The sequence below is a fragment of the Micromonospora sp. NPDC049274 genome, from assembly GCF_040678875.1.
Classification (GTDB): domain Bacteria; phylum Actinomycetota; class Actinomycetes; order Mycobacteriales; family Micromonosporaceae; genus Micromonospora.
In genome coordinates this window covers 68,784-92,789 of sequence record NZ_JBFAQS010000006.1, presented here as the reverse complement: position 1 = coordinate 92,789, position 24,006 = coordinate 68,784, and the positions used below count along the sequence as shown (strand labels likewise).

21 protein-coding genes are annotated in these 24,006 nt (G+C 72.6%); 10 read left to right on the top strand and 11 right to left on the bottom strand.

Annotated elements, in window-relative coordinates; translation table 11 throughout:
* Positions 1-6: 6 nt before the first annotated feature.
* The 3 genes from AB0K10_RS13495 to AB0K10_RS13485 form a co-directional block, all read right to left on the bottom strand.
* Positions 7-1,488, bottom strand: coding sequence for a trehalose-6-phosphate synthase (locus AB0K10_RS13495; RefSeq protein WP_363683088.1), 1,482 nt, complete (start codon positions 1,486-1,488; stop codon positions 7-9).
* 168 nt (positions 1,489-1,656) lie between these two features.
* Positions 1,657-2,514, bottom strand: coding sequence for a DUF308 domain-containing protein (locus tag AB0K10_RS13490; protein WP_363683086.1), 858 nt, complete (start codon positions 2,512-2,514; stop codon positions 1,657-1,659).
* A gap of 314 nt (positions 2,515-2,828) precedes the next feature.
* Entirely contained in the window at positions 2,829-6,341 is a 3,513-nt protein-coding gene (locus tag AB0K10_RS13485) for an adenylate/guanylate cyclase domain-containing protein (RefSeq protein WP_363683617.1), read from the bottom strand.
* 178 nt (positions 6,342-6,519) lie between these two features.
* Here AB0K10_RS13485 and AB0K10_RS13480 point away from each other — a divergent pair, with 178 nt between their 5' ends.
* Complete coding sequence (locus AB0K10_RS13480; protein WP_363683084.1) at positions 6,520-6,717, top strand: hypothetical protein; 198 nt, start codon at positions 6,520-6,522, stop codon at positions 6,715-6,717.
* Between the two features lie 124 nt (positions 6,718-6,841).
* On the opposite strand, the gene AB0K10_RS13475 is transcribed toward AB0K10_RS13480, so the two are convergent.
* Positions 6,842-7,534, bottom strand: coding sequence for a Crp/Fnr family transcriptional regulator (locus AB0K10_RS13475; RefSeq protein WP_007463121.1), 693 nt, complete (start codon positions 7,532-7,534; stop codon positions 6,842-6,844).
* Between the two features lie 306 nt (positions 7,535-7,840).
* On the opposite strand from AB0K10_RS13475, the gene AB0K10_RS13470 reads away from it, so the two are divergent.
* The 5 genes from AB0K10_RS13470 to AB0K10_RS13450 all read left to right on the top strand — a co-directional run bounded on the left by AB0K10_RS13470 (position 7,841) and on the right by AB0K10_RS13450 (position 11,561).
* The gene (locus AB0K10_RS13470; RefSeq protein WP_363683615.1) at positions 7,841-8,338 is read left to right on the top strand and encodes a polyadenylate-specific 3'-exoribonuclease AS; all 498 of its coding nucleotides are present in this window, start codon (positions 7,841-7,843) and stop codon (positions 8,336-8,338) included.
* Between the two features lie 76 nt (positions 8,339-8,414).
* On the top strand, positions 8,415-8,918 hold the full coding sequence (locus AB0K10_RS13465) for a pyridoxamine 5'-phosphate oxidase family protein (protein ID WP_363683082.1): 504 nt from the start codon (positions 8,415-8,417) through the stop codon (positions 8,916-8,918).
* A gap of 158 nt (positions 8,919-9,076) precedes the next feature.
* Entirely contained in the window at positions 9,077-10,105 is a 1,029-nt protein-coding gene (locus AB0K10_RS13460; protein ID WP_363683613.1) for a 6-phosphofructokinase, read from the top strand.
* Positions 10,106-10,268: 163 nt separating this feature from the next.
* Positions 10,269-11,087 (top strand): pyrroline-5-carboxylate reductase, encoded by an 819-nt coding sequence (gene proC, locus AB0K10_RS13455; RefSeq protein ID WP_363683080.1) that lies wholly within the window; start codon positions 10,269-10,271, stop codon positions 11,085-11,087.
* Between the two features lie 123 nt (positions 11,088-11,210).
* Positions 11,211-11,561: a DUF2203 domain-containing protein gene (locus AB0K10_RS13450; protein ID WP_266244517.1), complete on the top strand. Its 351-nt coding sequence runs from the start codon at positions 11,211-11,213 to the stop codon at positions 11,559-11,561.
* Positions 11,562-11,661: 100 nt separating this feature from the next.
* On the opposite strand, the gene AB0K10_RS13445 is transcribed toward AB0K10_RS13450, so the two are convergent.
* The 5 genes from AB0K10_RS13445 to AB0K10_RS13425 all read right to left on the bottom strand — a co-directional run bounded on the left by AB0K10_RS13445 (position 11,662) and on the right by AB0K10_RS13425 (position 15,680).
* Positions 11,662-12,333, bottom strand: a complete 672-nt coding sequence (locus AB0K10_RS13445; RefSeq protein ID WP_363683078.1) for a class F sortase — start codon at positions 12,331-12,333, stop codon at positions 11,662-11,664.
* Positions 12,303-13,160, bottom strand: a complete 858-nt coding sequence (locus AB0K10_RS13440; RefSeq protein ID WP_363683076.1) for a DUF4397 domain-containing protein — start codon at positions 13,158-13,160, stop codon at positions 12,303-12,305. The genes AB0K10_RS13445 and AB0K10_RS13440 overlap by 31 nt, the downstream gene beginning before the upstream one ends.
* A gap of 233 nt (positions 13,161-13,393) precedes the next feature.
* Positions 13,394-14,065 carry a methyltransferase domain-containing protein gene (locus AB0K10_RS13435; protein WP_363683074.1) on the bottom strand — a complete coding sequence of 224 codons (672 nt, stop codon included), beginning with the start codon at positions 14,063-14,065 and terminating at the stop codon, positions 13,394-13,396.
* Positions 14,066-14,330: 265 nt separating this feature from the next.
* On the bottom strand, positions 14,331-15,005 hold the full coding sequence (locus AB0K10_RS13430; protein WP_363683072.1) for an NADPH-dependent F420 reductase: 675 nt from the start codon (positions 15,003-15,005) through the stop codon (positions 14,331-14,333).
* Positions 15,006-15,185: 180 nt separating this feature from the next.
* On the bottom strand, positions 15,186-15,680 hold the full coding sequence (locus AB0K10_RS13425; protein ID WP_363683070.1) for a glutathione peroxidase: 495 nt from the start codon (positions 15,678-15,680) through the stop codon (positions 15,186-15,188).
* 165 nt (positions 15,681-15,845) lie between these two features.
* Here AB0K10_RS13425 and AB0K10_RS13420 point away from each other — a divergent pair, with 165 nt between their 5' ends.
* The 4 genes from AB0K10_RS13420 (at position 15,846) to AB0K10_RS13405 (ending at position 20,977) form a co-directional block, all read left to right on the top strand.
* On the top strand, positions 15,846-17,483 hold the full coding sequence (locus tag AB0K10_RS13420; protein ID WP_363683068.1) for a glycosyl hydrolase family 18 protein: 1,638 nt from the start codon (positions 15,846-15,848) through the stop codon (positions 17,481-17,483).
* Positions 17,484-17,771: 288 nt separating this feature from the next.
* Positions 17,772-18,278 carry a nuclear transport factor 2 family protein gene (locus tag AB0K10_RS13415; protein ID WP_363683066.1) on the top strand — a complete coding sequence of 169 codons (507 nt, stop codon included), beginning with the start codon at positions 17,772-17,774 and terminating at the stop codon, positions 18,276-18,278.
* 104 nt (positions 18,279-18,382) lie between these two features.
* Complete coding sequence (locus AB0K10_RS13410) at positions 18,383-19,789, top strand: class II 3-deoxy-7-phosphoheptulonate synthase (protein WP_363683064.1); 1,407 nt, start codon at positions 18,383-18,385, stop codon at positions 19,787-19,789.
* Between the two features lie 156 nt (positions 19,790-19,945).
* Entirely contained in the window at positions 19,946-20,977 is a 1,032-nt protein-coding gene (locus AB0K10_RS13405) for a GntG family PLP-dependent aldolase (RefSeq protein ID WP_363683062.1), read from the top strand.
* A gap of 87 nt (positions 20,978-21,064) precedes the next feature.
* On the opposite strand, the gene AB0K10_RS13400 is transcribed toward AB0K10_RS13405, so the two are convergent.
* Positions 21,065-21,931, bottom strand: a complete 867-nt coding sequence (locus AB0K10_RS13400; RefSeq protein WP_363683060.1) for a deoxyribonuclease IV — start codon at positions 21,929-21,931, stop codon at positions 21,065-21,067.
* The gene (gene pknB / locus AB0K10_RS13395) at positions 21,931-23,919 is read right to left on the bottom strand and encodes a Stk1 family PASTA domain-containing Ser/Thr kinase (protein ID WP_363683058.1); all 1,989 of its coding nucleotides are present in this window, start codon (positions 23,917-23,919) and stop codon (positions 21,931-21,933) included. Before pknB ends, AB0K10_RS13400 begins: the two co-directional genes overlap by 1 nt.
* Positions 23,920-24,006 lie beyond the last annotated feature (87 nt).

Sequence of the window (24,006 nt, the reverse complement as noted above, 5' to 3'; positions counted from 1 at the left end):
CCCCGGTCAGCCGCCGGCGTGTTGCGTGGCAGTGGTGACCCGGGTCGCCGGGCGCGGCACCACGGCGGCGCCGTCGGTGCTGGTGAGGCGGCTGACCATGGCGCCGCTCTCATCCAGTGCGCTCAGGTAGGAGCGTGCCCAGGCCCGGATGTCGTGCTGGTGCAGGTGGGCGCGCATGGCCCGCATGCGTGCGGTGACGTCGGCGGGGCTGGCCCGCAGCGCCGTCCGCAGCGCCTGCTTGAGCCCCTCCAGGTCGTGCGGGTTCACCAGGTACGCCTGGGACAGCTCGGCGGCCGTGCCGGCGAACTCGCTGAGCAGCAGCGCGCCGGTGTCGTCCACCCGGGCGGCGACGTACTCCTTGGCGACCAGGTTCATGCCGTCGCGCAGCGGGGTCACCGCCATCACGTCGGCCACCCGGTAGAGCGCGGCCAGCTCGGCCCGGTCGAAGGGCTGGGTGAGGTAGTGGATGGCGGGCTCACCGACCCGGCCGAACTCGCCGTTGATCCGGCCCACCTCGCGCTCGATCCGTTCGCGCAGGATCTGGTACTGCCCGACGCGTTCCCGGCTCGGCATGGCGACCTGCACGAGCACCGTGTCGCGGACCTTGACGTCGCCGCTGGCGAGCAGCTCGCTGTACGCCTTGAGGCGCTGCTCGATGCCCTTGGTGTAATCCATCCGGTCCACGCTGAGGATGACCTGACGGGGATCGCCGAGATCCTGGCGGAGACGGCGGGCCCGCGCGGCCACGTCGGGGCGGGCGGCGAGGGCGCCCATTTCGGCGGTGTCGATGGAGACCGGGAAGGCGCCGATGCGGACCACCCGGTCGTCGATCCCGATCCGGCGGTCGGTGGCCGGCAGCTCCAGCACCCGGGTGACCAGTTGGGCGAAGTTGTGCGCTGCCTGGGCGCGCTGGAAGCCGACCAGGTCGGCGCCGAGCATGCCGCGCAGCAGTTCGGCGCGGCGGGGCAGCTGCATGAACAGCTCCGGCGGTGGGAACGGCACGTGCAGGAAGAAGCCGATGCGGAGGTCGGGGCGCAGCGCGCGCAGTTGCCCGGGGACCAGTTGCAGGTGGTAATCCTGCACCCAGACGACGCCACCCGGCTCGGCCACCTCGGCGGTCGCCTCGGCGAAGCGCTGGTTGACCCGCTGGTACGCCTCCCACCAGCGGCGGTGGTGCTCGGGTTGCTCGACGGCGTCGTGGTAGAGCGGCCAGAGGGTGGCGTTGGCGAAGCCCTCGTAGTGGTCGCGCAGATCCTCCTGGCTGAGGGCGACGGTGTGCATGTGGACGCCGTCCACGTCCGGCAGGGCGGGCGCCGATCCGGTGCCGCCGGCCCAGCCGACCCAGATCGCCGGGGTGTGCCGGAGCAGGGGGTGCAGCGCGCTGACCAGCCCACCCGGGCTGCGGCGCCACTCGCAGGCCCCGTCGGGCGCCTGGCTGTCGTCGATGGGGAGGCGGTTGGCCACCACCACGAGAGAACTCTGTCGCATCTCGGGCATTCCGATCAGCAGAGGACTGACCGCCACGAGCAAGGAAAAACCGGTCAGTCAGCGGGGGAAGTGACGTACAGCGGTATTCCTACTGACAGTAAGTTACACCATTGTTACGCCCCGAGCGGGGGCGTCGTCGTCCCGCGATGCGGTCGGCGGGCGTGGGCGTCAGACGACGGCGCCGTTGTCCGGGTCGTCGTCGTTCTCGTCGCCGGGGCGCAGCCGCCAGATCAGCGTGACGAAGCCGGCCAGGATGCCGGTGAACCCGAACAGGGTGACCGCCGAGCGGTCCACCGGGAGCAGCGACGGGAAGAGGAAGAGCACGAAGCCGACGACCACCGCGAGCGCGCCGACCACCGCGTACTTGGAGATCCGGGGCAGCGGCGGCGGGGGTGGCGGGTGGTAACCCTCGTCCTCGTCGTCGGGCAGGTCGGCGCCGAAGGTGTCCAGACCGTCCAGCAGCGAGGGCTCGTCGCCCCGGGTGCTCCGGCCGACAGAGATCCCGGAGAAGTCGGTCGCCGACGGCAGCCGACGAACGTCGGTGGCGGTCGGTCCGGGCTCGTCGGCGCCGGAGCGGGCGAGCGGACCGGCCGTCGACTCGTCCCGGGTGTCCCGGTCGTCGTGCTCGTCCACGTCCTCCGCCGCCGGCCACGGGCGTTCGTCGGCCGTCGAGGTGGTGTGGAAGCCGGCCACGATCCGGGCCCACTCGGCGTCGATGTCCGGCTCGTCGCGGGCCGGCGGCTCCTCCGGGGCGCTCTCGTCGGCGAGCTGCGTGAGGTAGTCGCGGGCGGTGGTCAGGTGCGAGCGGTCGACGTAGAGCCGGTCGACCGGGCGGGCCGGAACCGTGGTGGTGCGGGTGACCGGGTTGAGGTCGGCGGAGGGCTGCAGGTAAGCGGCGATCCCGCCGGCGGCCAGCACGTCGAGCAGGTGCTCACCGACGCGCGGATCGACGTCGCCGACGATGGCGTACTCGCTCGCGTCGAGCCCGTTGTCCCGCCGTCCCCGGCGGGCCCCACCCGCTGACACCCGGCAATCCTCCTCAACGCGCCCTGCGGCGCGGCCCCCTCGACGCCCGTCCGCACGCCGTGCTCTGAATCGTGACACGTCGGAGGCCGGTTCCGGGAGTGCGTTGTGTCGCGTCTTCCAAAGTCAGGGGCGCTGCCGCAGGTCGCGGCGGTGGCTCTTTGTCCGTTCTTGCGCGACACGTGCGATCTCGGTGATCGTTGGCAGCGGAGTCACTCGACACGCTGTGCGCCGCCCGGATGAGCTGCCGGCGATCGAGGCGGCACCTCGACCCCGAGCCTCGTCCGCGGTGGTGGTCGGTGCCCGCCTGAGTCGTCTCAGCAGGCCACGGCCGGCCCGGTGGGGCTGATCGGCCGGCCGGCAAGCGCCAGCAGGCCCGGGGCGTCGTTACGCAGCGCGAAGGTGCGGACCTCGGCCCGCGGCACCCGGGCGCCCACCGGGTCGCCGGCGCGGGTCAGCTCCGCCGCCGCGAGGGCCAGCGCCAGCACCCGGTCGCTGACGTCCGGGACCCGCCCGTACGTCTCGGCCGCCGCCAGGTGCAGCTCGGCCGCCCGCCGGTGGTCGCCGTCGGCGGCCGCCACCGCCGCCGTCACCGTCCGCAGCGCCGCCTCCGACCACGGTGTCCGATGCCCGACCCGGTCGAGCATCGCCCGAACCCGCACGGAGGTGTCCCGCCCGGCCAGGGCGGCGGCGTACGAGGCGGCGGCGATCCACTCCCCACTGGCCAGCGCCGGCACCGCCGACCACGACCGGTCCAGCTCGTCGATCAACGCCGCCGCCTCGGTGTCGCGGCCCTGCAGCGCCCGGCACAGCGCCGCCATGCTCAGCATCGTCCAGCGCAGCCGGTGGAAGTCGCTGCGCCGCGCGGTGGTCAGCGCGTCGACCAGGTCGGCCGGATCCTCGTCGTCGCGCAGCACCAGCAGGCAGCAGCGCAACCCCCGTACCTGCATGTCCCAACTGCCGGTCGGCGTGTCCACGAACGCCTCCGCCGCGGCGAGCAGCCGGCCGAAGTCACCCTCGAACCAGGCCCGCATCGCCTCGGCCGAGTAGCTGGTGGTGAGCGTCTGCCCGCTGGCCGTACGCGCCGGCGCGGCCGAGAGCAGGGCGTTCGAGCGCAGCCAGTCGCCCTCCTCGCGGATTGCCCAGGCCAGGTTCTGGGTGGCCCGGGGCAGCGCGAGCAGCTGACCGGCGCGGGCGAACTCGACGATCGCGTGCAGCTCGTCCAGGCCGACCCGGTCACCGGCCTGGTAGCGGGCGGTGGCAGCGGTGATCCGCGCGTTGGTGCGCGTCTCGGTCAGGCCCAGCCGCTCCGCGATCTCCGCCGCCGTGTCCGCCGCCGACACGGCCGGGTCGCGCTCGTAGTTGAGCATGTGCAGGCGGCCCAGCTCGGCGTACGCGTCGGCCTTCTGCGGGCTGTCCGGCAACGACTCGAACAACTGGACCGCGCGATCCAGGCAGGCCAGCCCGTCACCCCGGTCGGCGCGCAGCCAGGCGGCCTGGCCGAGCAGCGTCCACGCCCGTGCGGCGCACGCGTCGTCGCCGTGCGCCGACAGCCGGTCCGCCAGCGTGTGCACCTGCTCCGGCCCACCCCCGGAGAGGAACGCGTTGCCGTCGCGGTAGAACGAGATCTCCGTGCTGAGCAGCTCCAGTTGCAGCCGGCCCACCGGGTCGCTGTCGTCGGCCAGGCCCAGCGCCCGACCCGCGTGGCTCGCCGCCGCGTCCAGCCCGTGCAGGGCGTACGCCCGGCGGGCCGCCCGGTGCAGCGCCTGCCGCGCCGGCCCCGCGTACCGGCGGACCGGCATGCCCAGCGAACGCGCGATCTCGTGGGCTGCCCAGCGGTGGTGGGCGAGGACCTCCGCCAGGTCGGTGTCGCGGCTGTGCGACAGCGCGTCGAGCCAGTCCGCCGCCCGCTCGTGCCGCGCCACCCGCTCGGTGCGCGGCAGCCGCTGGTAGCAGACGTCGCGCACCAGCACGTGCCGGAACCGGAACTCCGCCTGCCCGGCCATCGTCGACGCGGCCTGCTCGTGCACGAAGTCGCGCTGCTCCAGCCGGCGCAGCGCGCGCTCGACCGACTCGACCGGTTGCCCCAGCGCGGCGGCCACCGCACCCGGCCAGAACTGCACCCCGACCACCGAGGCCGCCAGCAGCACCGAGCGGTCCTTGGCGTCCAGCAGGTCCACCCGGTTGGCGATCACCGCGTGCACGCTCTCCGGCATGGTCAGTTCGAGTTGCTTGTCCAGCGACCAGCCCCGCCCGGACTGGCGCAACGCGCCCTGTTCGATGAGCATCCGGACGTACTCGTGCGCGTAGAGCGGGTTGCCGCCGGCCACCTCGATGAGCGGGGTCAGCATGTCGGCGGAGAACGCCGCCTGGCCGAACAGGTGCGCGTACAGGGCGGCGATGCCCGTGTCGCGCAGCGGCGGCAGGGTGATGGTCACCGAACCGGTGATGGTCCCGGCCCAGCTCGGGTCCCGGTCGACCAGCTCCGGACGGGCGGTGCAGAGCAGCAGCAGCGGGGCTTCGCGGGCCGCCGCCCCGAGCAGCTCCACGAAGCGCAGCATCGCGTCGTCGGCCCAGTGCAGATCCTCGAAGACGAGCACTGTGGGGCGGCGTGCGGCCAACGCCAGCAGGAACCGCCGCCACGCCGACTCGGCCTCCTCCGCGGGCAGCGGCGTGCCGGGCAGCCCGACCAGCGGGCGCAGGGCGTCCACCACCCGGTCCCGCTCGCCCGGGCCGATCAGCTCGCTCACCGCGCCGGCCAGCCGCTGTGCCGCGCTGGAGGCCGGGTCGGTGTCCAGGATGCCGGCCTCGGTCTTGACGATGTCGGCGAGCGCGGCGAACGTGACGTTCTCCCCGAACGGCGGGCAGCGCCCCGTCCGCCACGTCAGCGGCTCGTCGACCAGCCGGCCCGTGTGCCGGTACAGCTCGCGCAGGAGCCGGCTCTTACCGATGCCGGCCCGACCGAAGATCGTCACGACCTGTGGCAGCCGGTCGCGCAGCGACCGGTGCAGGGCGTTGACGAGCATGCCCAGCTCGTGTTCCCGGTCGACAAGCGGCGTGGTGTCCGGCTCGCGGTCCGTCGGCAGGCGCCGCAGCGGCGACAGCGCCAGCCACACCTCGGTCGGCGACGACCGGCCGCGCAGGGTGACCGGGGGCTGCTCCTCGTAGCGGATCGTGTCCCTGGTCAGCGCGTGCGTGGTGCCGCACACCAGCACCCCGCCCGGAGGCGCGACCGACTGCATCCGGGAGGCCGTGTTCACCACGTCGCCGGCCACGATCGCCTGCCCGCCGTCGCGGGCCGCGGCCACGTCGACAAGGGCCTCCCCGGTGGCCACCCCCACCCGGAACCGCATCTCCGTGCTGCCGGTCGGCCCGAACCGGGTGAGCACCCGCTGCAGCTCCAGCCCGGCCCGCACACAGCGCAGCGCGTCCGTCTCGGTGGCGATCGGCGCCCCGAACAGTGCCATCACCGCGTCGCCGATGTACTTCTCGACCACCCCGCCGTACTGGCCGACGACCCGGCGGGCCGCCGAGAAGAAGCCTGTCTGCATGCCACGGACCTGCTCGGGGTCGGCCCGCTCGACGTACGGGGTGAAGTCGATGAGGTCGACGAAGAGCACGCTCACCCGGCGCCGGTCCTCCTGCGGGGTTGCGGCGGTCGCCCGGTCCGCGCCCGGCCGGGGTGACCCGCACGAGGTGCAGAACGTGACGTCCGAGGCGAGCGGGCGAAGGCAGTGCGGGCAGACGGCACCCAGCTCGGCACCGCAGCCACCGCAGAAGCGGTCGCCGTCGGCGGCCGTGCGTCCACAGCGCCCACACTGCGCGGCGATGACACACCCTCCATGGCGAACCGGGCCGACGCCCCCCGTCGTCCCGTCACAGGGAGTATCCCCGCCCGCGCGCCTGTCAGGTAACCGGCCTGTTGGCTTGTGGACAGTCCACCATGGGTCTGGCGGACTACATTCAGTCCGCCACATCTTCGATCAGCGACCAGAGGGGGACAGGTCAATGGTGTACGTCAAGCTGGAGAGCGACTGGACCGACGGCAAGGGGGTCAGTCACTCCGCCGGCGAGTCGGTGGACGTCGACGCCGCCACGCTCGCCACGCTCCAGGCCGAGGGCATCGTCAGCGAGCAGTCCCACGGCCCGGGTGGCGAGGGCAAGGGCCCGGACAAGTGGGCCGGCCCGGGCAGCCCCGGGGTCTGAACCGCGCCTCGATGAACTGACGACCCGGCCGGGCCGCCCACGGGCGACCCGGCCGTGTCATGTCCAGGTGTGCCTCGGCGTCGCGCGGCTCGGCGGTCGTCGACGCCGGAACCGCGTCGGCGGCTCAGCGGTCGTTCATGCCGGCGCGGCGGCGCAGCGCGGCCACGTCGGTGACCACGATCCGGCGGCCCTCGGTCCGCAGCCAGCCGCGGCTGGCGAAGGAGCCGATGGCCTGGTTGACGCTCTGGCGGGAACCGCCGGCCATCTCGGCGAGCTGGCTCTGGTTGAGCTCGATCGTGATCATCGGGGCCTGGCTCTCGCCGGCCAGTCGGACCAGCGTCTTGGCGACCCGACCGGGCAGGTCGAGGAAGACGTGGTCGGCGTTCTGCTCGGTGAGCCGGCGGATCAGCCCGCCCAGCGAGCGCATCACCGCGTCCAGGATGCGCGGGTTGGAGTGCACCAGCTCCATGAACGCGCCCCGGGAGAGGGCCAGCGCCGCGCAGTCCTCGATGGCCTCGGCCGACGCGGACCGGGTGGAGGCGTCGAGCAGGGAAACCTCGCCGAGCACGTCCGGCGGACGGATCACCGACAGGACAGCCCGCTCGCCGGTCGGCGCGGTGCGGAAGACGGCGACCGCGCCGCGGCGCAGCACGATCAGCGACTCGCCCGGGTCGTTCTCCACGAAGAGCAACTGCCCCTTGCGGTACGTCCGGGGGACGGCGGCCGCGATGACACGCTGGCGCACCTCGGGCTCCAGCCCGGCGAACATCTCGACACCCGTGAGCGCGTCACCCGGCTCCGGCAGGCGCATCTCCACGGCCCAACCCCTCCCCGGTCATGGACCACACAATCGCTCACCGGGTGAACCTGATGGCCCTGACAAGGTGAACTGACACCGATTCGGCGTCCGGTAGCGGTACACATCAGATCATGACGGTCCGGTCGCTTGCTGTACACCCCTCGAAGCACTTCCGTGACCGTCGCGAGCTGTGCGTACCCCCTGCCCGGGCCCTTGGTCGCAGGTCGGCGGCCCGGGTCGCCGCTGGTCCGCGGCGGACCGGCCGGGGATCGCACCCGGGACCCGCCGGGTGTCGCCGCCCGGCGGTGGGCGAGGATGGCCGGAATGGTCTACCGCTATTTCTACGACTGCGAGTTCATCGAGGACGGCCGGATCGTCGACCTCGTGTCGATAGGTGTCGTCGACGAGTACGGCCGCGAGTTCTACGCGGTCTCCACCGAGTTCGACGACTCCCGCGCCGTGCCCTGGGTACGGCGCAACGTGCTGGACCGGCTGCCGTCGCCGGCGGACCGGGCCTGGCGTTCCCGGGAGCGCATCCGTGACGACCTGTACGACTTCCTCATGGAGCCGATCCGGGACCGGCCGGGGGAGCAGATGGAGCTGTGGGCCTGGTACGCGGCGTACGACCATGTGGTTCTCGCCCAGCTCTGGGGGGCGATGCCGGCGCTGCCCCGGGAGATCCCCCGGTTCACCAAGGACCTGCGGCAGCTCTGGGACGACAGGGGCCGGCCGACCCTGCCGGACGCGGACGCGGCCCGGCACGACGCTCTGGTCGACGCCCGGCACAACCTGGCCCGCTGGCGGGCGATGACGGCGCGCTGAAGTCGTCGTACCTTTGCAGGTTTGGCCGGTTCTGTCCCGGGCATCGGTTCGACCAGTCGAGCCGAGGGAGACTGCCATGAGCAACGATCCGACAAGCGTCGCCGAGGCCCGGGCGCGGGTCACCGAGCTGGTCCGCGCCGCACGGATCTGCATGCTCACCACGATCGCGCTGGACGGGCGACAGGTGAGCCGGCCGATGGGGCTGCAGGAGGCCGAGTTCGACGGTGACCTGTGGTTCTTCGCCTACGCCGACTCGGCCAAGGCGCGCCAGATCCGGGTGAATCCGGAGGTCAACGTCGCCTTCTCCGACCAGAAGCACAACGCCTGGGTGTCGGTCTCGGGCACCGCCAGCGAGGGCTTCGACAGAGAACGCGCCGAGCGGCTGTGGAACCCGCTGCTCAAGACCTGGTTCCCGGACGGGCTGGACACGCCCGGTCTGACCCTGATCAAGGTGCACGCCAGCTCCGCCGAGTACTGGGACTCGCCGAGCAGCACCGTGGTCAACCTGCTCGGGTTCGCGAAGGCCGCCGTCACCGGCCATCCGCCGGCGGCCGGCGAGAACCACGAGGTGACCTACTGACCCGTCGCCCCCGGGGCGCGCTGTCGTCGCGCAGGCAGGCCGACTACAGTGCGCAGTGACGGCCCGCCCCGGGCCGGCAATGGCGCCGATGGTCTGACCTGACACATACCCTGGGGCATATCGGGCTTTACCTGATGCTTCAGGAGGATGAGCGGATCATGCGTATCGGCGTGCTCACCGGCGGCGGCGACTGCCCGGGTCTCAATGCGGTCATCCGGGCGGTGGTCCGCAAGGGCGTCGCCACCTACGGTCACGAGTTCGTGGGCTTTCGGGACGGTTGGAAGGGCCCGCTGGAGGGTCTGTCCCGTCCCCTCGGCATCGCGGACGTCCGCGGCATCCTGCCCCGCGGCGGCACCATCCTCGGCTCGTCCCGGACCAACCCGTTCAAGATCGAGAACGGCGTCGAGCGGATCAAGGACAACCTCGCCGAGCAGGGCGTCGACGCGCTGATCGCGATCGGCGGCGAGGACACCCTCGGCGTGGCCACCAAGCTCTTCGAGCTGGGCGTGCACGTGGTCGGCGTGCCGAAGACCATCGACAACGACCTGGGCGCCACCGACTACACCTTCGGCTTCGACACCGCTGTCAACATTGCGATGGAGGCCATCGACCGGCTGCACACCACCGCGGAGAGCCACCACCGCACCCTGGTCGTCGAGGTGATGGGCCGGCACGCCGGCTGGATCGCCCTGCACGCCGGCCTGGCCGGCGGCGCCAACGTGATCCTGCTGCCCGAGCGGCAGTTCGACGTCGACCAGGTGGCCGGCTACGTCGAGAAGCGCTTCCAGCACCAGTACGCCCCGATCGTGGTGGTCGCCGAGGGCGCCCAGCCGCTGGACGGTCAGATGGTGCTCGCCAACCAGGAGCTGGACTCCTTCGGCCACGTCCGCCTCGGCGGCATCGGCCAGTGGCTGGCCGAGCAGCTGGAGGCCAAGACCGGCAAGGAGGCCCGCACCGTGGTGCTGGGCCACATCCAGCGCGGTGGCACCCCGACCGCCTTCGACCGGGTGCTCGCCACCCGCCTGGGCCTGCAGGCCATCGACGCGGTCAACGAGGGCGACTGGGGCAAGATGGTCGCGATGCAGAGCACCGACATCGTTCGGGTCCCGCTGGCCGAGGCCACCCGCGAGCTGAAGACGGTGCCGCTGGAGCGGTACGAAGAGGCCGAGGTCTTCTTCGGCAGCTGATCGACGGTAGGCGGCGCGGCGGCCCCCGCGGTCGTCGCGTCGCCAACCGACGTTCGACGGCGCGTACGGCCCCGCGGCCCGCCGCGCCGTGACCCGACGTTCGACGGCGCAGCGGGCGTGTGGCCCGTCGCGCCGCAGCACGACGCGAGGGGGTACGGCCGAGATGTCAGCCGGGGTGCACACGGTCGCGGTGATCGGCGCGGGCAAGATCGGCGAGCTGATGCTCTCCGGGCTGCTGCGCTCCGGATGGCCTGTGGAGCGGCTGCTCGCCACCGCCCGCCGACCGGCCCGCGCCGAGGAGCTGACTTCCCGCTACGGCGTCCGGGTGGTCGACAACCTGACCGCCGTCGACGAGGCGGCGGTGCTCGCGGTCTCGGTCAAGCCACAGGACGCCGCCGCCCTGCTCGACGAGATCGGCCCCAAGGTGCCCGTCGACAAGCTGGTGATCTCGCTCTGCGCCGGCCTGCCCACCAGCTTCTTCAACCGCCGACTGCCCGAGGGCACCCCGGTGGTCCGCGTCATGACCAACACCCCCGCGCTTGTCGACGAGGCGATGACTGCCATCTCGGCGGGCGCGTACGCCACCGGGGAACACCTCGCCCTCGCCGAGGAGATGTTCAAGCCCCTCGGCCAGACCATCCGGGTGCCCGAGTCACAGCAGGACGCGGTCACCGCGCTGTCCGGCTCCGGCCCGGCCTACTTCTACCTGCTGGTCGAAGCCATGATCGACGCCGGGATCCTGCTCGGACTGCCCCGGCAGGTGGCGCACGAGCTGATCGTGCAGACCGCTATCGGCTCCGCAGTGATGCTGCGCGACTCCGGCGAGCACCCGGTCAAGCTGCGCGAGGCGGTCACCTCGCCGGCCGGCACCACCATCTCCGCGATCCGCGAGCTGGAGAAGCACGGCGTCCGCGCGGCGCTGCTCGCCGCGCTGGAGGCCGCCCGGGACCGCGCCCGCGAACTGGCCGCCCAGGCCGACTGACGTCCCGGCGAGCGGACCGCGCCCGCCGACCGACACGTCCCGCGACTCGCGGGGCGTGCGCGGCGCGGCAGTGGCGCGACTCGCGGGGCGTGTGCGGCGCGGCCCGTGGCGCATACTGGCGGCGTGTTCACACTCGCTCAGGCCCGGCACCTGGTGGCCACCCTGCAGCCGCGGGTCGACGAGCTGATCCGGCTCCGCGCCGACCTCGCCGAACTGCGCGTCGACCTGGCCGACCACGGCGTCAGCGCGCTCGGCGGGCTGGCCGAGGTGAAGGGCCTGGAGGCCCGGCTGCACGGCGTCGTCGAGGAGCTGCACCAGCACGAGATCCAGGTCAAGGGCATCGCGCCGGTGCTGCTCGACTTCCCCGGCGAGCGGGCTGGCCGCGCGGTGCTCTGGTGCTGGCTGGAGGGCGATTCTGACGTGCGCTGGTACCACCGCGCCGAGTGCGGCTTCGCCGGCCGCCGCCCGATCTGACGTCGCCCACGCCGTCCGCCAGGCGATGATCGACTCGGGATGCGGGAATCCGGGGCATCCGGCCGAGCCGGACACCCCGACTTCCAGGAAGGCGAGTCGATCACCCGTCGGCGACCGCGAACACCACCACGTTGTCCCGGTAGTGCCCGCGCCGCCTGTCGAAGTCGCCCCCGCAGGTGACGAGACGCAGCTCCGGCCCGGGCGTCGGGCCGTAGACCACGGCCGTCGGGAAGCGATCCTTGCGGGTACGCAGCGACCCGGTCACCCGGAACGACAGCCACCGTCCGCCGCGCCACACCTGGACCCGGTCGCCGGAACGCAGCTCACCGAGCCGGGCGAAGACCGCCGGGCCGCTCCGCGAGTCCAGGTGCCCGGCGAGCACGGCGGGACCCGTCTCACCGGGCGCCGGGCCCCCGCCGTACCAGCCGGCGATGTCGAAGTCGGTGGGCGGAACGAGCGCGCCCGCACGGTCGAGGCCCAACACCGTGAGCCCCGAGTCGACGCCGATGCGCGGTACGCGTACCCGAGTGGGTGGACCCGCCGGCCGCGGCGACGCGGCCACCGACGGGCAGCCGTCGGCACAACCGGGGTGCCAGCTCGCGGCCGGCGGCGGCGGGCCGGTGGTGGCCAGCCCGACCCCCGTCCCGGCGGCCAGACAGACAGCCGCGCCGGCCGCGACCAGCGCGGCCAGCGGCGCCCGGCGGTCGCGGTGCCGTCGGATCGCGGCGGCGGGCCCCACGCTCACCAGGTGGTGCGCCGCCGCCGACGCCACAGGAGCACGCTCACCACGCCGGCCGCCGCGGCCAACCCGCCGGCCATCAGGGGGTACGCGCCGAGCCCGGCACCGGACGTGCCGCCCGCGCCGGTGTCCACACCGCCCGCCGGTACGACGGTGCCGCCCTCGGCGTCGCGGCGCAGCTCGGCCGTGAGACCGCCCTGCTTGCCGTCGAGCACGAGCAGCGAGTAGACCGCGCCGCCGGTGAGCCGCACCTCGGCGTCGGTGCTCGGGCCGCCCGCGCCGGTCAGTCGCAGCCGCCAGGCGCCCGGCTCGACCTGCTGGTAGTCGGTCGTGGTGGCGAACTGCACGCCGTCGGCGATCGTCGGCCCGTCGGCGGCGGCCACGTCGAGGACGGGCGTCCGCACCGACGCCTGCACGACGCGCACCTTGGCCCGGCCCTGCGCGGGAGCGCTCAGATCGTCGGTGAGCACCCGCAGCCCCAGGTCGGCGTGCCGTCCCACCCCGGCCACCGTGTACGCGCGGCCGCTGACCACCGCGACCTCGGTCGTGAGCACCGGTGGCTCGCTGGCGGGGGTGCCGGCCACGCGCATCGCCACCGCGTAGCGGCCCGGGGGCAACTTGAGGTAGTCGGAGACCACGCCGTAGCCGACGCCCGGGAACACCTTCGGCTTCGCGGCGTCGGGGGCGGCCAGGTAGACGTCGACGGCCGGAGTGTCGGGGGAGAGGTGAGCGAGCCGGACATATCCGACGGTGTCCGCGCTGGCCGGTGCCGCAGTGGCGACGGTGGCGAGGGCGGTGCCGAGCAGGAGCGCGCCAGCGCCGGCCAACAGCCGACGGGACGCGGTACGAAGCGTGTGCATGTCGCCTCCGGAGGGCACGTTCGGTGAACGGGCGGCAACCCACGGACAGAGTCCCGTGTGTGGGACTCCACCGCAAGTTGTACACGCGAACTTTCTCCGCGCGTCCCGCCCCGCGCGCCTGCCCGCCGCCCCGCACGCCGCCCCGCGCAAGTTCGGTGAAGTTGCTGTCTCGACTCGTGCTGAGGCACCAACTTCCCCGAAGGTGTGCGGATCGTGGTGCTTCCGGGGAGGCCTTACCGGTGGCGTTCGGCGAGGAAGCCGAACAGGTCCGGCACGCCGCCCGAGCTGGCCTCGACGAACCGGACCGGTCGGAGGCCGGCGGCCACTGTCGCGTTGAGCAGGTCGGCCAGCGGAACGTGCCACGCGCCGACCCGGACCCGGACGCCCTCGGTGTTCCAGCTGTCGAAGCTGCGGGACCGATCGGCGTAGCGCTCATCGACGACGACGCTCGGATGCCGACCCCAGTCGGCGAACGCGCCCACGAAGCACGGGTGCACGCCCACGTGCACGAACCGCCCGCCCGGGCGCAGCACCCGGCCGACCTCACGCAGCACGGCCGGGTAGTCGGGGACGTCGGTGCTGGACAGGACGCACATCGCGGCCGGCAACGACGCGGCGGCGATCGGCAGGGCGCTCGCGTCACCCCGGGCCACCGGTAGTCGCCCGCGCGCGTGCCGCAACTGGCCGCCGGACAGATCGACACCCAGCGGCGTCCAGCCCAGGTCGCCCGGCACCGAGGCGTGCGTGCCGGTGCCGCAGCAGATGTCGAGGCAGGGGCCCGCACCGGTTCCGAGCAGGTCCGCCACGGTCGCGTGCACTCGTCGAAGATAGTCGCCGCCACCGGAGATGAAGCCCTCGTACCAGTCCGCGTGGGCGTCGTACGCGGGTGTGCTCGTCGCTCCCATCCACCGATGCTACGAACGGACGCCCGACACGCGGTCCCCGTTCTTCCGAGGGCAGACGCCACGCGTCGCGCTCGGCTCGGGCGGTGACGGTCCTCTGTCCTCGGTCGATGCGGGATCGCCGAGTGGCGCTGGCGAGCACGGCGCAGGGCCGACGTGTCGCGTACGCCGCGGACGGCCGAGCCCGTCGCCGACTACGACGACGAACTCGCCGCCGCCCTGAAGACGGCCGCCCGGTAGGCGGTCGTCCCAGGACGGCGGCGAATGCTCAGCGGGTGGCGGCGGCCAGCGCGGCGCGCAGCTTCTCGGCGTCGCCCGGTGCGGGGTTCTCCCAGTCGGTAGGCGTCGCGGCGTAGATCGTGCCGTACGCCGGGGTGTCCGGCTGGTAGCGCCACCCCTCGGCCAGCGACCCGGCGTCCACCGCGTCGTAGCCGATCTGGTCCAGGAAGGCGGTCACCTCGGCCTTCGCGGCGGCGTCGTCACCGGCGATCGCGAGGGCGCTGCGGTCGGCCGCCCCGGCCGGCCGGGGGAGCGCGGCCAGTGCCTTGAAGTAGATGTTGTTGAAGACCTTGACCACCCGTGAGGTCGGCAGGTGCTGCTGGAGCAGCTCGCTGCTGGTGATCTCGTCGGCGTCCAGCTCCGGGAACGCGCCGTCGCGCTGCGGGTAGTAGTTGTTGGTGTCGATGACGACCTTGCCGGCCAGCGGCTCTGCGGGCACCGCCCGGTACGCCTTGAGCGGCACGGTGACCACCACCAGGTCGCCGACCTGGGCCGCGTCCTGCGCCGTGCCGGCGCTGGCCCGCTCGCCCAGCTCGTCGACCAGTTCGGTGAGCGTCTCCGGCCCGCGCGAGTTGCTCAGCACCACGTCGTAGCCGGCGGCCACCGCCAGCCGGGCCAGGGTGCTGCCGATGTTGCCGCTGCCGATCAGTCCCACAGTTGTCATGCTTCTTCCCAACTCCGTCCACCCACGACGCATTCCCGACCGACATGGTGGGTTATTTCGGTGGTCCCACACCGAACGCCCGGCCATGCCCCGAGCGGGTCGTGCACAACGTACTGCTCAGGCGCACCGCCGACCGGTCCTGCGGGAACGTTCCACCCCTCCGGTGGGCGACCCGGGGAGTCAGGCGGGGGTGGGGAGGGTCTTCTCGATGGCGGTGCGGAGGTCTTCTGCTTCCGGCTCGACAGTGGGGGCGAAGCGGGCCGCGACCGTGCCGTCCGGGGCCACCAGGAACTTCTCGAAGTTCCAGCGGACGTCCCCGGTGTGCCCCTCGGTGTCCGAAGCGTCCACCAGGGCGGCGTAGAGCGGGTGCCGGTCGGGCCCGTTCACGTCGACCTTCTCGGTCAGCGGGAAGGTCACCCCGTAGTTGACCTGGCAGAAGTCGCTGATCTCGGCGGCGGTGCCCGGCTCCTGCCCGGCGAACTGGTTGCACGGCACGCCCAGCACCACCAGGCCACGCTCGCCGTAGGTGTCCGCGAGGGTCTGGAGGCCCGCGTACTGCGGGGTGAGGCCGCAGCGGGAGGCGACGTTGACCACCAGCAGCGCCCGGCCCCGGTACTGGGCGAGGTCGGCGGGCCCGCCGCTGAGGGCGTCGATCGGGATGTCGAAGACGGTCATGGGCCGAGGCTACGCGCAGGGTGATGAGCCGCCGGACGGGGTGGGCAGGGGCACTCCACGCACCAGAAGAAATCGAAACATGGACATCTTGACGAAGTGATGACGGCGTGAGTACCGTCTCACCATCTCTTTTGGAAAGTTTCCTAACAGTTCGGGAGACGCCTCATGACAAGATCGCTCCGCCGGGCCCTCTGGGCCGGTGCCGTGGTCGCCGTGACCGTCGCGGCGGTGCCGATGACGACCGCGTTCGGCGCCGGCACGGTCACCACCACGTTCACCAAGGCGCAGGACTGGGGGACCGGTCACGAGACGAAGGTGACCGTGACCAACGGTTCCAGCGCCACGGTCGCCACCTGGCGCATCGAGTTCGACCTGCCGTCGGGCACCACCATCAGCAGCGCGTGGGACGCCGACGTCACCAGCAGCGGCAACCACTACGTCGCGGTCAAGAAGAGCTGGGCCGGCGGGCTCGCGCCGGGTACCTCGTTCAGTTGGGGCTACAACGGCACCGGCGCCTACAAGGCGCCGCTGAACTGCACCGTCAACGGCGCGCCGTGCGGCGGCGGCGGCACTCCGACCACCCCGCCGACCACTACCGCGCCGCCGACCACGGCGCCGCCGACCACGGCCCCGCCCACCACCGCGCCGCCCACCACGGCACCCCCGACCACCACCCCGCCGAACACGGGCGGCAAGAAGGTTGTCGGCTACTTCGCCGAGTGGGGCGTCTACGGGCGCAACTACCACGTCAAGAACATCCAGACCAGCGGCTCGGCCGCCAAGCTGACCCACATCCTGTACGCCTTCGGCAACACCACAGGCGGCCGCTGCACCATCGGTGACAGCTACGCCGACTACGACAAGGCGTACACGGCGGCGGAGAGCGTGGACGGCGTCGCCGACACCTGGGACCAGCCGCTGCGGGGCAGCTTCAACCAGCTGCGCAAGCTCAAGCAGCTGAACCCACACCTCAAGGTGATCTGGTCGTTCGGTGGCTGGACCTGGTCCGGCGGCTTCACCCAGGCCGCGCAGAACCCGGCCGCGTTCGCCGAGAGCTGCTACAACCTGGTCGAGGACCCGCGCTGGGCCGACGTCTTCGACGGCATCGACGTCGACTGGGAGTACCCCAACGCCTGCGGTCTGAGCTGCGACACCAGCGGCCCCAACGCGTTCAAGAACGTGATCGGCGCGCTGCGGTCGAGGTTCGGCTCCAGCGCCCTGGTCACCGCGGCGATCACCGCGGACGGCAGCAACGGCGGCAAGATCGACGCCACCGACTACGCCGGCGCCATCGGCAACCTCAACTGGCTCATGCCGATGACGTACGACTACTTCGGCGCCTTCAACGCCCAGGGCCCCACCGCCCCGCACTCGCCGCTCACCTCGTACACCGGCATTCCGCAGCAGGGCTTCAACTCCGACGCGGCGATCCAGAAGCTCAAGAGCAAGGGCGTCCCGGCCAACAAGCTGCTGCTCGGCATCGGCTTCTACGGTCGGGGCTGGACGGGCGTCACGCAGGCCGCACCGGGCGGCAGCGCCACCGGCGCGGCGCCGGGCACCTACGAGGCAGGCATCGAGGACTACAAGGTCCTCAAGAACACCTGCCCGGCCACCGGCACGGTCGCCGGCACCGCGTACGCCAAGTGCGGCAGCAACTGGTGGAGCTACGACACCCCGTCGACCATCAACGGCAAGATGACGTACGCGAACAACCAGGGCCTCGGTGGCGCGTTCTTCTGGGAGCTCTCCGGTGACACCAGCAACGGCGAGCTCATCGGCGCCATCAAGGGCGGCCTCGGCTGAGCCGAAGGTCGACGCACCACCCACACGAGCGGGGAGGGGCCCGCACCGCCTCTCCCCGCCCGTGACACAGCGGCCCGGCCGACGCCCAGCGTCGACCGGGTCGCCGGCCGTGGGTGGGTCGGCCGGGTCGCCGGCCGTGGGTGGGTCGGCCTGGTCGCCGGCCGTGGGCGGTCGGCCGGGTCGCCGGCCTTGGGTGGGTCGGCCGGGTCGCCGGCCTTGGGTGGGTCGGGCCCGATGTGGCAGACTCGCGGCTCGGCACGTCTCGATTTCCCGTCGACGGAGGTGGTCATGCGCCCGATCCACCGCAGGCTGGCGGCGACCGCCGCCGGGCTGGTGCTGCTCCCGGCAGCCCTGGTCGGCTGCGGGATCGGCGGCGGTGACGAGGACGAGTCGACAACCGAGCCCGCGAAGGCCCCCGCCGAGGAGGCCGGCACCCGCTCCCGCGAGCGCGTGCAGGCGTACCTCGACGCGATGACCGCCAAGGACGTCGCCGCCGGCCGCAGCCAGCTCTGCGAGCTGCTGCACGACGGGTTCGACCTCGCCGCAACCGGCCCCAACGGCGACTTCGCCGACCACTTCCAGGTGCCCGCGGCGACCATCACCGACGTCCGGTCCGGCCCGCGCGGCCAGGAGGTCAGCGTCTCGGTCTCGGTCACCGCCGGCAAGAGCAAGGTCACCCGCCCGCTGGTGTTCACCGTCACCCGTGACGGCGGCGACTGGTGCATCGCAGGGGAGGCGCCGGGCAGGACGGCCGCCCCGTCGTCGCCGGCAGCCCCACCGCGCCCCAAGGGGTAGCCCTCGCCGCGTCCAGAGCAGAGCCAGGGATTTTGATCTCCCATCTGCCGGAACCGTCCCCCTCGCCGCCCGGGCACGCCCACGGTCGCCGTACGCTTTCTCTCATGCGCCATGAGTGGCATCAGCTGAGCCATCCCGCGGTGGGCAGCCCGGGCCTGCAGACCAGCCGTCCGACCGTCGACTCCGCCGAGGACGCCGCCCTCGGTCTGGACCGCTGGCGGGAGCTGCCCCGCGAGCAGATCCCACCGTGGTCCGATCCGGCCGCCGTCGCCCAGGTCTGCAAGGTGCTCGACACCGTGCCCTCGGTCGTCGCGCCCTATGAGGTGGACCAGCTCCGACAGAAGCTGGCCCTGGTCTGTGAGGGCAAGGCGTTCCTGCTCCAGGGCGGTGACTGCGCCGAGACCTTCGTCGACAACACCGAGAGCCACCTGCTGGCCAACGCCCGCACCCTGCTCCAGATGGCGATCGTGCTCACCTACGGCGCGTCGCTGCCGGTGGTCAAGGTCGCCCGGGTCGCCGGCCAGTACACCAAGCCCCGTTCGCTGCCGACCGACGCGCGTGGCCTGCCCGCCTACCGCGGCGACATGATCAACTCGCTGGAGGCCGATCCGGCCGCCCGGGTCGCCGACCCGCAGCGCATGATCCGGGCGTACGCCAACTCGGCCGCCGCGATGAACATGTTGCGGGCGTACCTCGCCGGTGGGCTCGCCGACCTGCACGCGGTGCACGACTGGAACAAGGGCTTCGTCCGGACATCCCCGGCGGGGGAGCGCTACGAGGCGATCGCCCGGGAGATCGACCGGGCGTTGGCCTTCATCCGGGCCTGCGGGATGACCGACGACGAGGCGCTGCGGACGGTCACCCTCTACTGCTCCCACGAGGCCCTCGCCCTGGAGTACGACCGGGCGCTCACCCGGGTCTCCGACCGCCGGGCGTACGGGCTGTCCGGGCACTTCCTCTGGGTCGGCGAGCGCACCCGGCAGATCACCGGCGCGCACATCGACTTCATCTCCCGGATCGCCAACCCGATCGGCGTCAAGCTCGGCCCGACCACGTCCCCGGACGAGGCCATCGAGCTGTGCGAGAAGCTCAACCCGGACAACATCCCCGGCCGGCTCACCCTGATCAGCCGGATGGGCAACCACCGGGTCCGTGACGCCCTGCCGCCGATCGTCGCCAAGGTCACCGCGTCCGGCGCCAAGGTGGTCTGGCAGTGCGACCCGATGCACGGCAACACCCACGAGTCGTCCAACGGCTACAAGACCCGGCACTTCGACCGGATCGTCGACGAGGTGCTCGGCTACTTCGAGGTGCACCGTGGCCTGGACACCCACCCCGGCGGCCTGCACGTCGAGTTGACAGGTGAGGACGTCACCGAGTGCCTCGGCGGCGCCCAGGGCATCGAGGACCTCGACCTGCCCGACCGGTACGAGACCGCCTGCGATCCGCGGCTGAACACCCAGCAGTCGCTGGAGCTGGCCTTCCTCGTGGCGGAGATGCTCCGTGGCTGACGCGAGGAGTGAGCTTGCGAGCCCCGCAGTCGGCAGCCGAAAGGCTGGCTCCGTGGCTGACGCGAGGAGTGAGCTTGCGAGCCCCGCAGTCGGCAGCCGAAAGGCTGGCTCCGTGGCTGAATCGTCCAGCCACGGTCGGTGGACGAAGGGATGATCATGGCTGAGGCGTTCGTGGACCTGCGGTCCGACACGGTGACACGGCCGACCGCCGGTATGCGGGAGGCGATGGCCGCCGCCGAGGTCGGCGACGACGTCTACGGCGAGGACCCCACCGTCAACGCGCTGGAGGCGGAGGTCGCCGCGCTGTTCGGGCACGAGTCGGCGCTCTTCGCCCCGAGTGGGTCGATGGCCAACCAGATCGCCCTGCAACTGCTGGTGTCCCCCGGCGACGAGCTGCTCTGCGACGCCGACGCGCACGTCGTCACGTACGAGATCGGGGCCGCCGCCACGTACGGCGGAATCTCCTCGCGGACCTGGCCGGCGGTCGGCGCGGACATCGACCCGGAGCTGGTGGCCCGGATGATCCGTCCGGACGGCTACTTCGCCGTGCCCACCCGCGCGATCGCCGTCGAGCAGACTCACAACCGGGGCGGTGGTGGCGTGATCCCGCTGGCCACCCTGCGGGAACTGCGCGGTGTCGCCGACGAGGCGGGGGTGGCGCTGCACTGCGACGGCGCCCGGATCTGGCACGCGCACGTCGCCGACGGGGTGCCGCTGACCGAGTACGGCCGGCTCTTCGACACGCTGTCCGTCTGCCTCTCCAAGGGGCTCGGCGCGCCGGTCGGCTCGCTGGTGGTGGGCAGCGCGGAGAAGATCGAACGGGCCCGGTTCCTCCGCAAGCGGATGGGCGGCGGCATGCGCCAGGCCGGCATCCTCGCCGCCGCCGGCCGGTACGCGCTCGCGCACCACGTCGACCGGCTGGCCGAGGACCACGCGAGGGCGGCCCGGCTCGCCGAGGCGATCGCGCCGTTCGGGGTGCTCGCCAGCACGGTCCGCACCAATCTCGTCCCGCTGGACCTGACCAAGCACGCGTTGGACGCCCGCGCTCTCGCCGCCGCCGCGCGTGCGGAGGGCGTACTGGTCTCGGTGCTCGGCCCCCGTACCGCCCGCCTGGTCACCCACATGGGCATCGACGACGCCGCGATCAATCGAGCGGCCACCGCTCTGACCACGATCCTGGCCGCCTGACCCCGAGACCGCAGTTGATCAAGAGGTTTGCGTCATTCGCGGGCCAGAATCTGACGCAAACCTCTTGATCGACGAGGAGTGGGCCGGTCAGGGGCGCAGGCGGGTGAGGGTTTCGATGTCGGCCGCGTGACCCTCGTGCTTTTCGCTGGGGGTCTCCACCACGATTGGGACGCCGGCGGTGGCCGGGTGGGTCATCAGCTCCGCGAAGGCCGGCTCGCCGATGGTGCCCTTGCCGATGTTCTCGTGCCGGTCCCGGGTGGAACCGCACAGATCCTTCGAGTCGTTGGCGTGCACCAGCCGCAACCGGTCGGACCCCACGGTGGCCACCAGTGTGTCCAGGGTCGCCGTCATGCCGCCCTCGGCGGCCAGGTCGTGCCCGGCGGCCCAGGCGTGGCAGGTGTCGAAGCAGACCCCCAGCATCGGGTGCCGGTCCACCGTGTCGAGGTAGGGCCCGAGCTGCTCCACGCGGGAGGCGAGCGAGCGGCCGCCGCCGGCGCTCGGCTCGACCAGCAGCATCGGCCCACCGGCCTCGGCGGTCCAATCGAGCAGGGGCAGCAACTCCCGACGGACCTGCCGCATCGCCGCCTCGGCATGCCCCTCGTCCACCGAGCTGCCGGCGTGGAACACCACCGCCCGCGCGCCGATCGCCACGCCCCTGCGCAACGCGTGCGCGAGCGTCTGCGCCGACTTCTCGACCGTGGCGGCCGTGGGCGAGCCCAGGTTGACCAGCAGCGAGGCGTGGATGAACGCCGGGACGCCCCGCTCGACGCAGCCCGCACGGAACAGCGCGTCCTGCGCCGGGTCACCCGGGGGCAGCGCCCAGCCTCGCGAGTTGGAGACGTACACCTGGACGGCCTCGGCGCCGGTCGCGTCGAGGTACGGCAGGGTCGCCCGAGCCAGCCCGCCGGAGGTCGGAGTGTGCGCGCCCACCGGACGCGAGGAGACCGCGGTCATCAGAAGCACGTGATGACGACCGGGGTGCCCGGCGGCACCTGCGAATTCTCGCCGGGAGCCTGGATCCGGGCCACCGCGTTCGGGTTGATCGCGACGGTCACCGGGAAGCCCTGGCTCTCCAGCACCTGCTTGGCCTGTTGGCAGGGCAGATCGATGACCCTGGGCACCACGACCAGCGGCGGACCCTTGCTGACGTCCAACTTGACCTGGGTGCCCTTCTCCACGCCCGTCCCGTCGGCCGGGCTCTGGCCGAGGATCTCGTCCTTGGGCTTGTCGGAGTCCTTGTAGGTCTCCACCGGCTTCAGGTCGAGCCCGCTCAGCGTGGCCCGGGCCTCGGCGAGGCTCTTGCCGACCAGGTTCGGCACCGACACCGGCGCCCGGCCGCGGCTCAGGATGAGCGTGATCTTCGTGCCCGGCTTGACCTCGGCGCCCACCTTCGGGGAGCTGTCCAGGACGACGCCGGCCGGCAGGGTGTCGTCGTAGCGGGGAGCGCCCTTGGCCACCACCAGCTTGGCGTTGACCAGATCGGCCTCGGCCAGCTCGTACTCCTTGCCGATCACATCCGGCACCGGGAAGCGCTCCGGACCCAGCGAGAGGGTCAGGGTGATCGTGCCCCCCTTGACGATCTTGCTGGCCGATGCCGGGTCCTGACCGAGGACGCTGTCCTTCGGAGCCTTCTCGTCGTAGCGCGGCTCCCCGTACGCCAGGGTCAGGCCGGCGCGGTCGGCCTGGGCCTGCGCGTCGGTCTTGCTGAGGCTGACCAGCTGCGGGGCGGACGTGTAGCGGCCGACACCGAACCACCAGCCGCCCAGCGCGGCCACCAGGCCCAGCGTCACCACCACGGCGGCGACGGCCAACCGGCCGCGCGGGTTGCCCATCACGGCGCTGCGCAGCGCGGCAAGCCGGGCACCCAGGCCCTCGGCCGGCTCCGGTGCGGCCCGTCGCCGGCCAGGCCCCTGGCTGCCGCCCTCGGGCAGCCGGGCCCAGGTCGGCCGTTCGGCCGGGCGGACCGTGGCGACCATCATGGTGGGCTGGGAGACCGGCGGCTCGTCCGTCACCCGGCGCAGCACGGCGGTGCTGCTGCTGTTGACGTCACCCAGGCGATCCCGGGCGACCTGAACCTCGGCCAGCAGCGCTCCGGCGTCGGCGGGCCGGGCGGCGGGATCACGCCGGGTGGCCCGCTGCACCAGACCGTCGAGTGCCGGCGGCAGGCCGGGCACCAGCGTCGAGGGCGCCGGTACGTCCCGGTCGACGTGCTGCCAGGCCACGTCCACCGGGCGGTCCCCGTCGTACGGCACTCGACCGGTGAGCATCTCGAACAGCACGATGCCTGCCGAGTAGACGTCGGTGCGCGGGTCGGCCCGACCCTCGGTTACCAGCTCCGGGGCGACGTACGCCACGGTGGCCATCAGTTGGTTGCCCTGCTCGTCGTCGGCGCTCGCCTCGACCGCCCGGGCCAACCCGAAGTCGGCCACCTTGACGACGCTGTCGACCAGGTTGGCGACGCCGCCGGTGGGCGCCTCGGCGACCAGGACGTTCTCCGGTTTGACGTCGCGGTGCACCAGGCCGGCCCGGTGCGCGGCGGCGATCGCGGCGAGCATCTGCTCGGCGATGGCCAGCACCTCGTCCGGGTTGAGCCGGTGTCGCTCGGCCAGCACGTCGCGCAGGGTGCGGCCGCGGACGTACTCCATCACCAGGTACGGCAGGCCGGCGTGGGTGCCCTGGTCGTAGACCGCGACCACGTTCGGGTGGGTCAGCCGGGCGATGGTCTTCGCCTCGTCGGTGAACCGGGCCACGAAGTTGGCGATCCGGGCCCGCGCCTCGGGCGCCTGGGTCGGGTGAATGATCTTGACCGCGACGGTGCGCTCGAGGCGTTCGTCGGTGGCGGTGTACACGGTCGCCATGCCACCACGGGCCACGCGACCGCGAATGCGGTAGCGCCCGTCGATCAGCGAGCCCAGCAACGTGTCGGCGACCTGTGTGTCCATCGGCAGGGAGTCTATGTGTCCAGTCGGTGGGAGTTGAACAGGATGCTACAGCCCGGAGCCGTACCTGGTCCGTCCCGTTGTGATCGC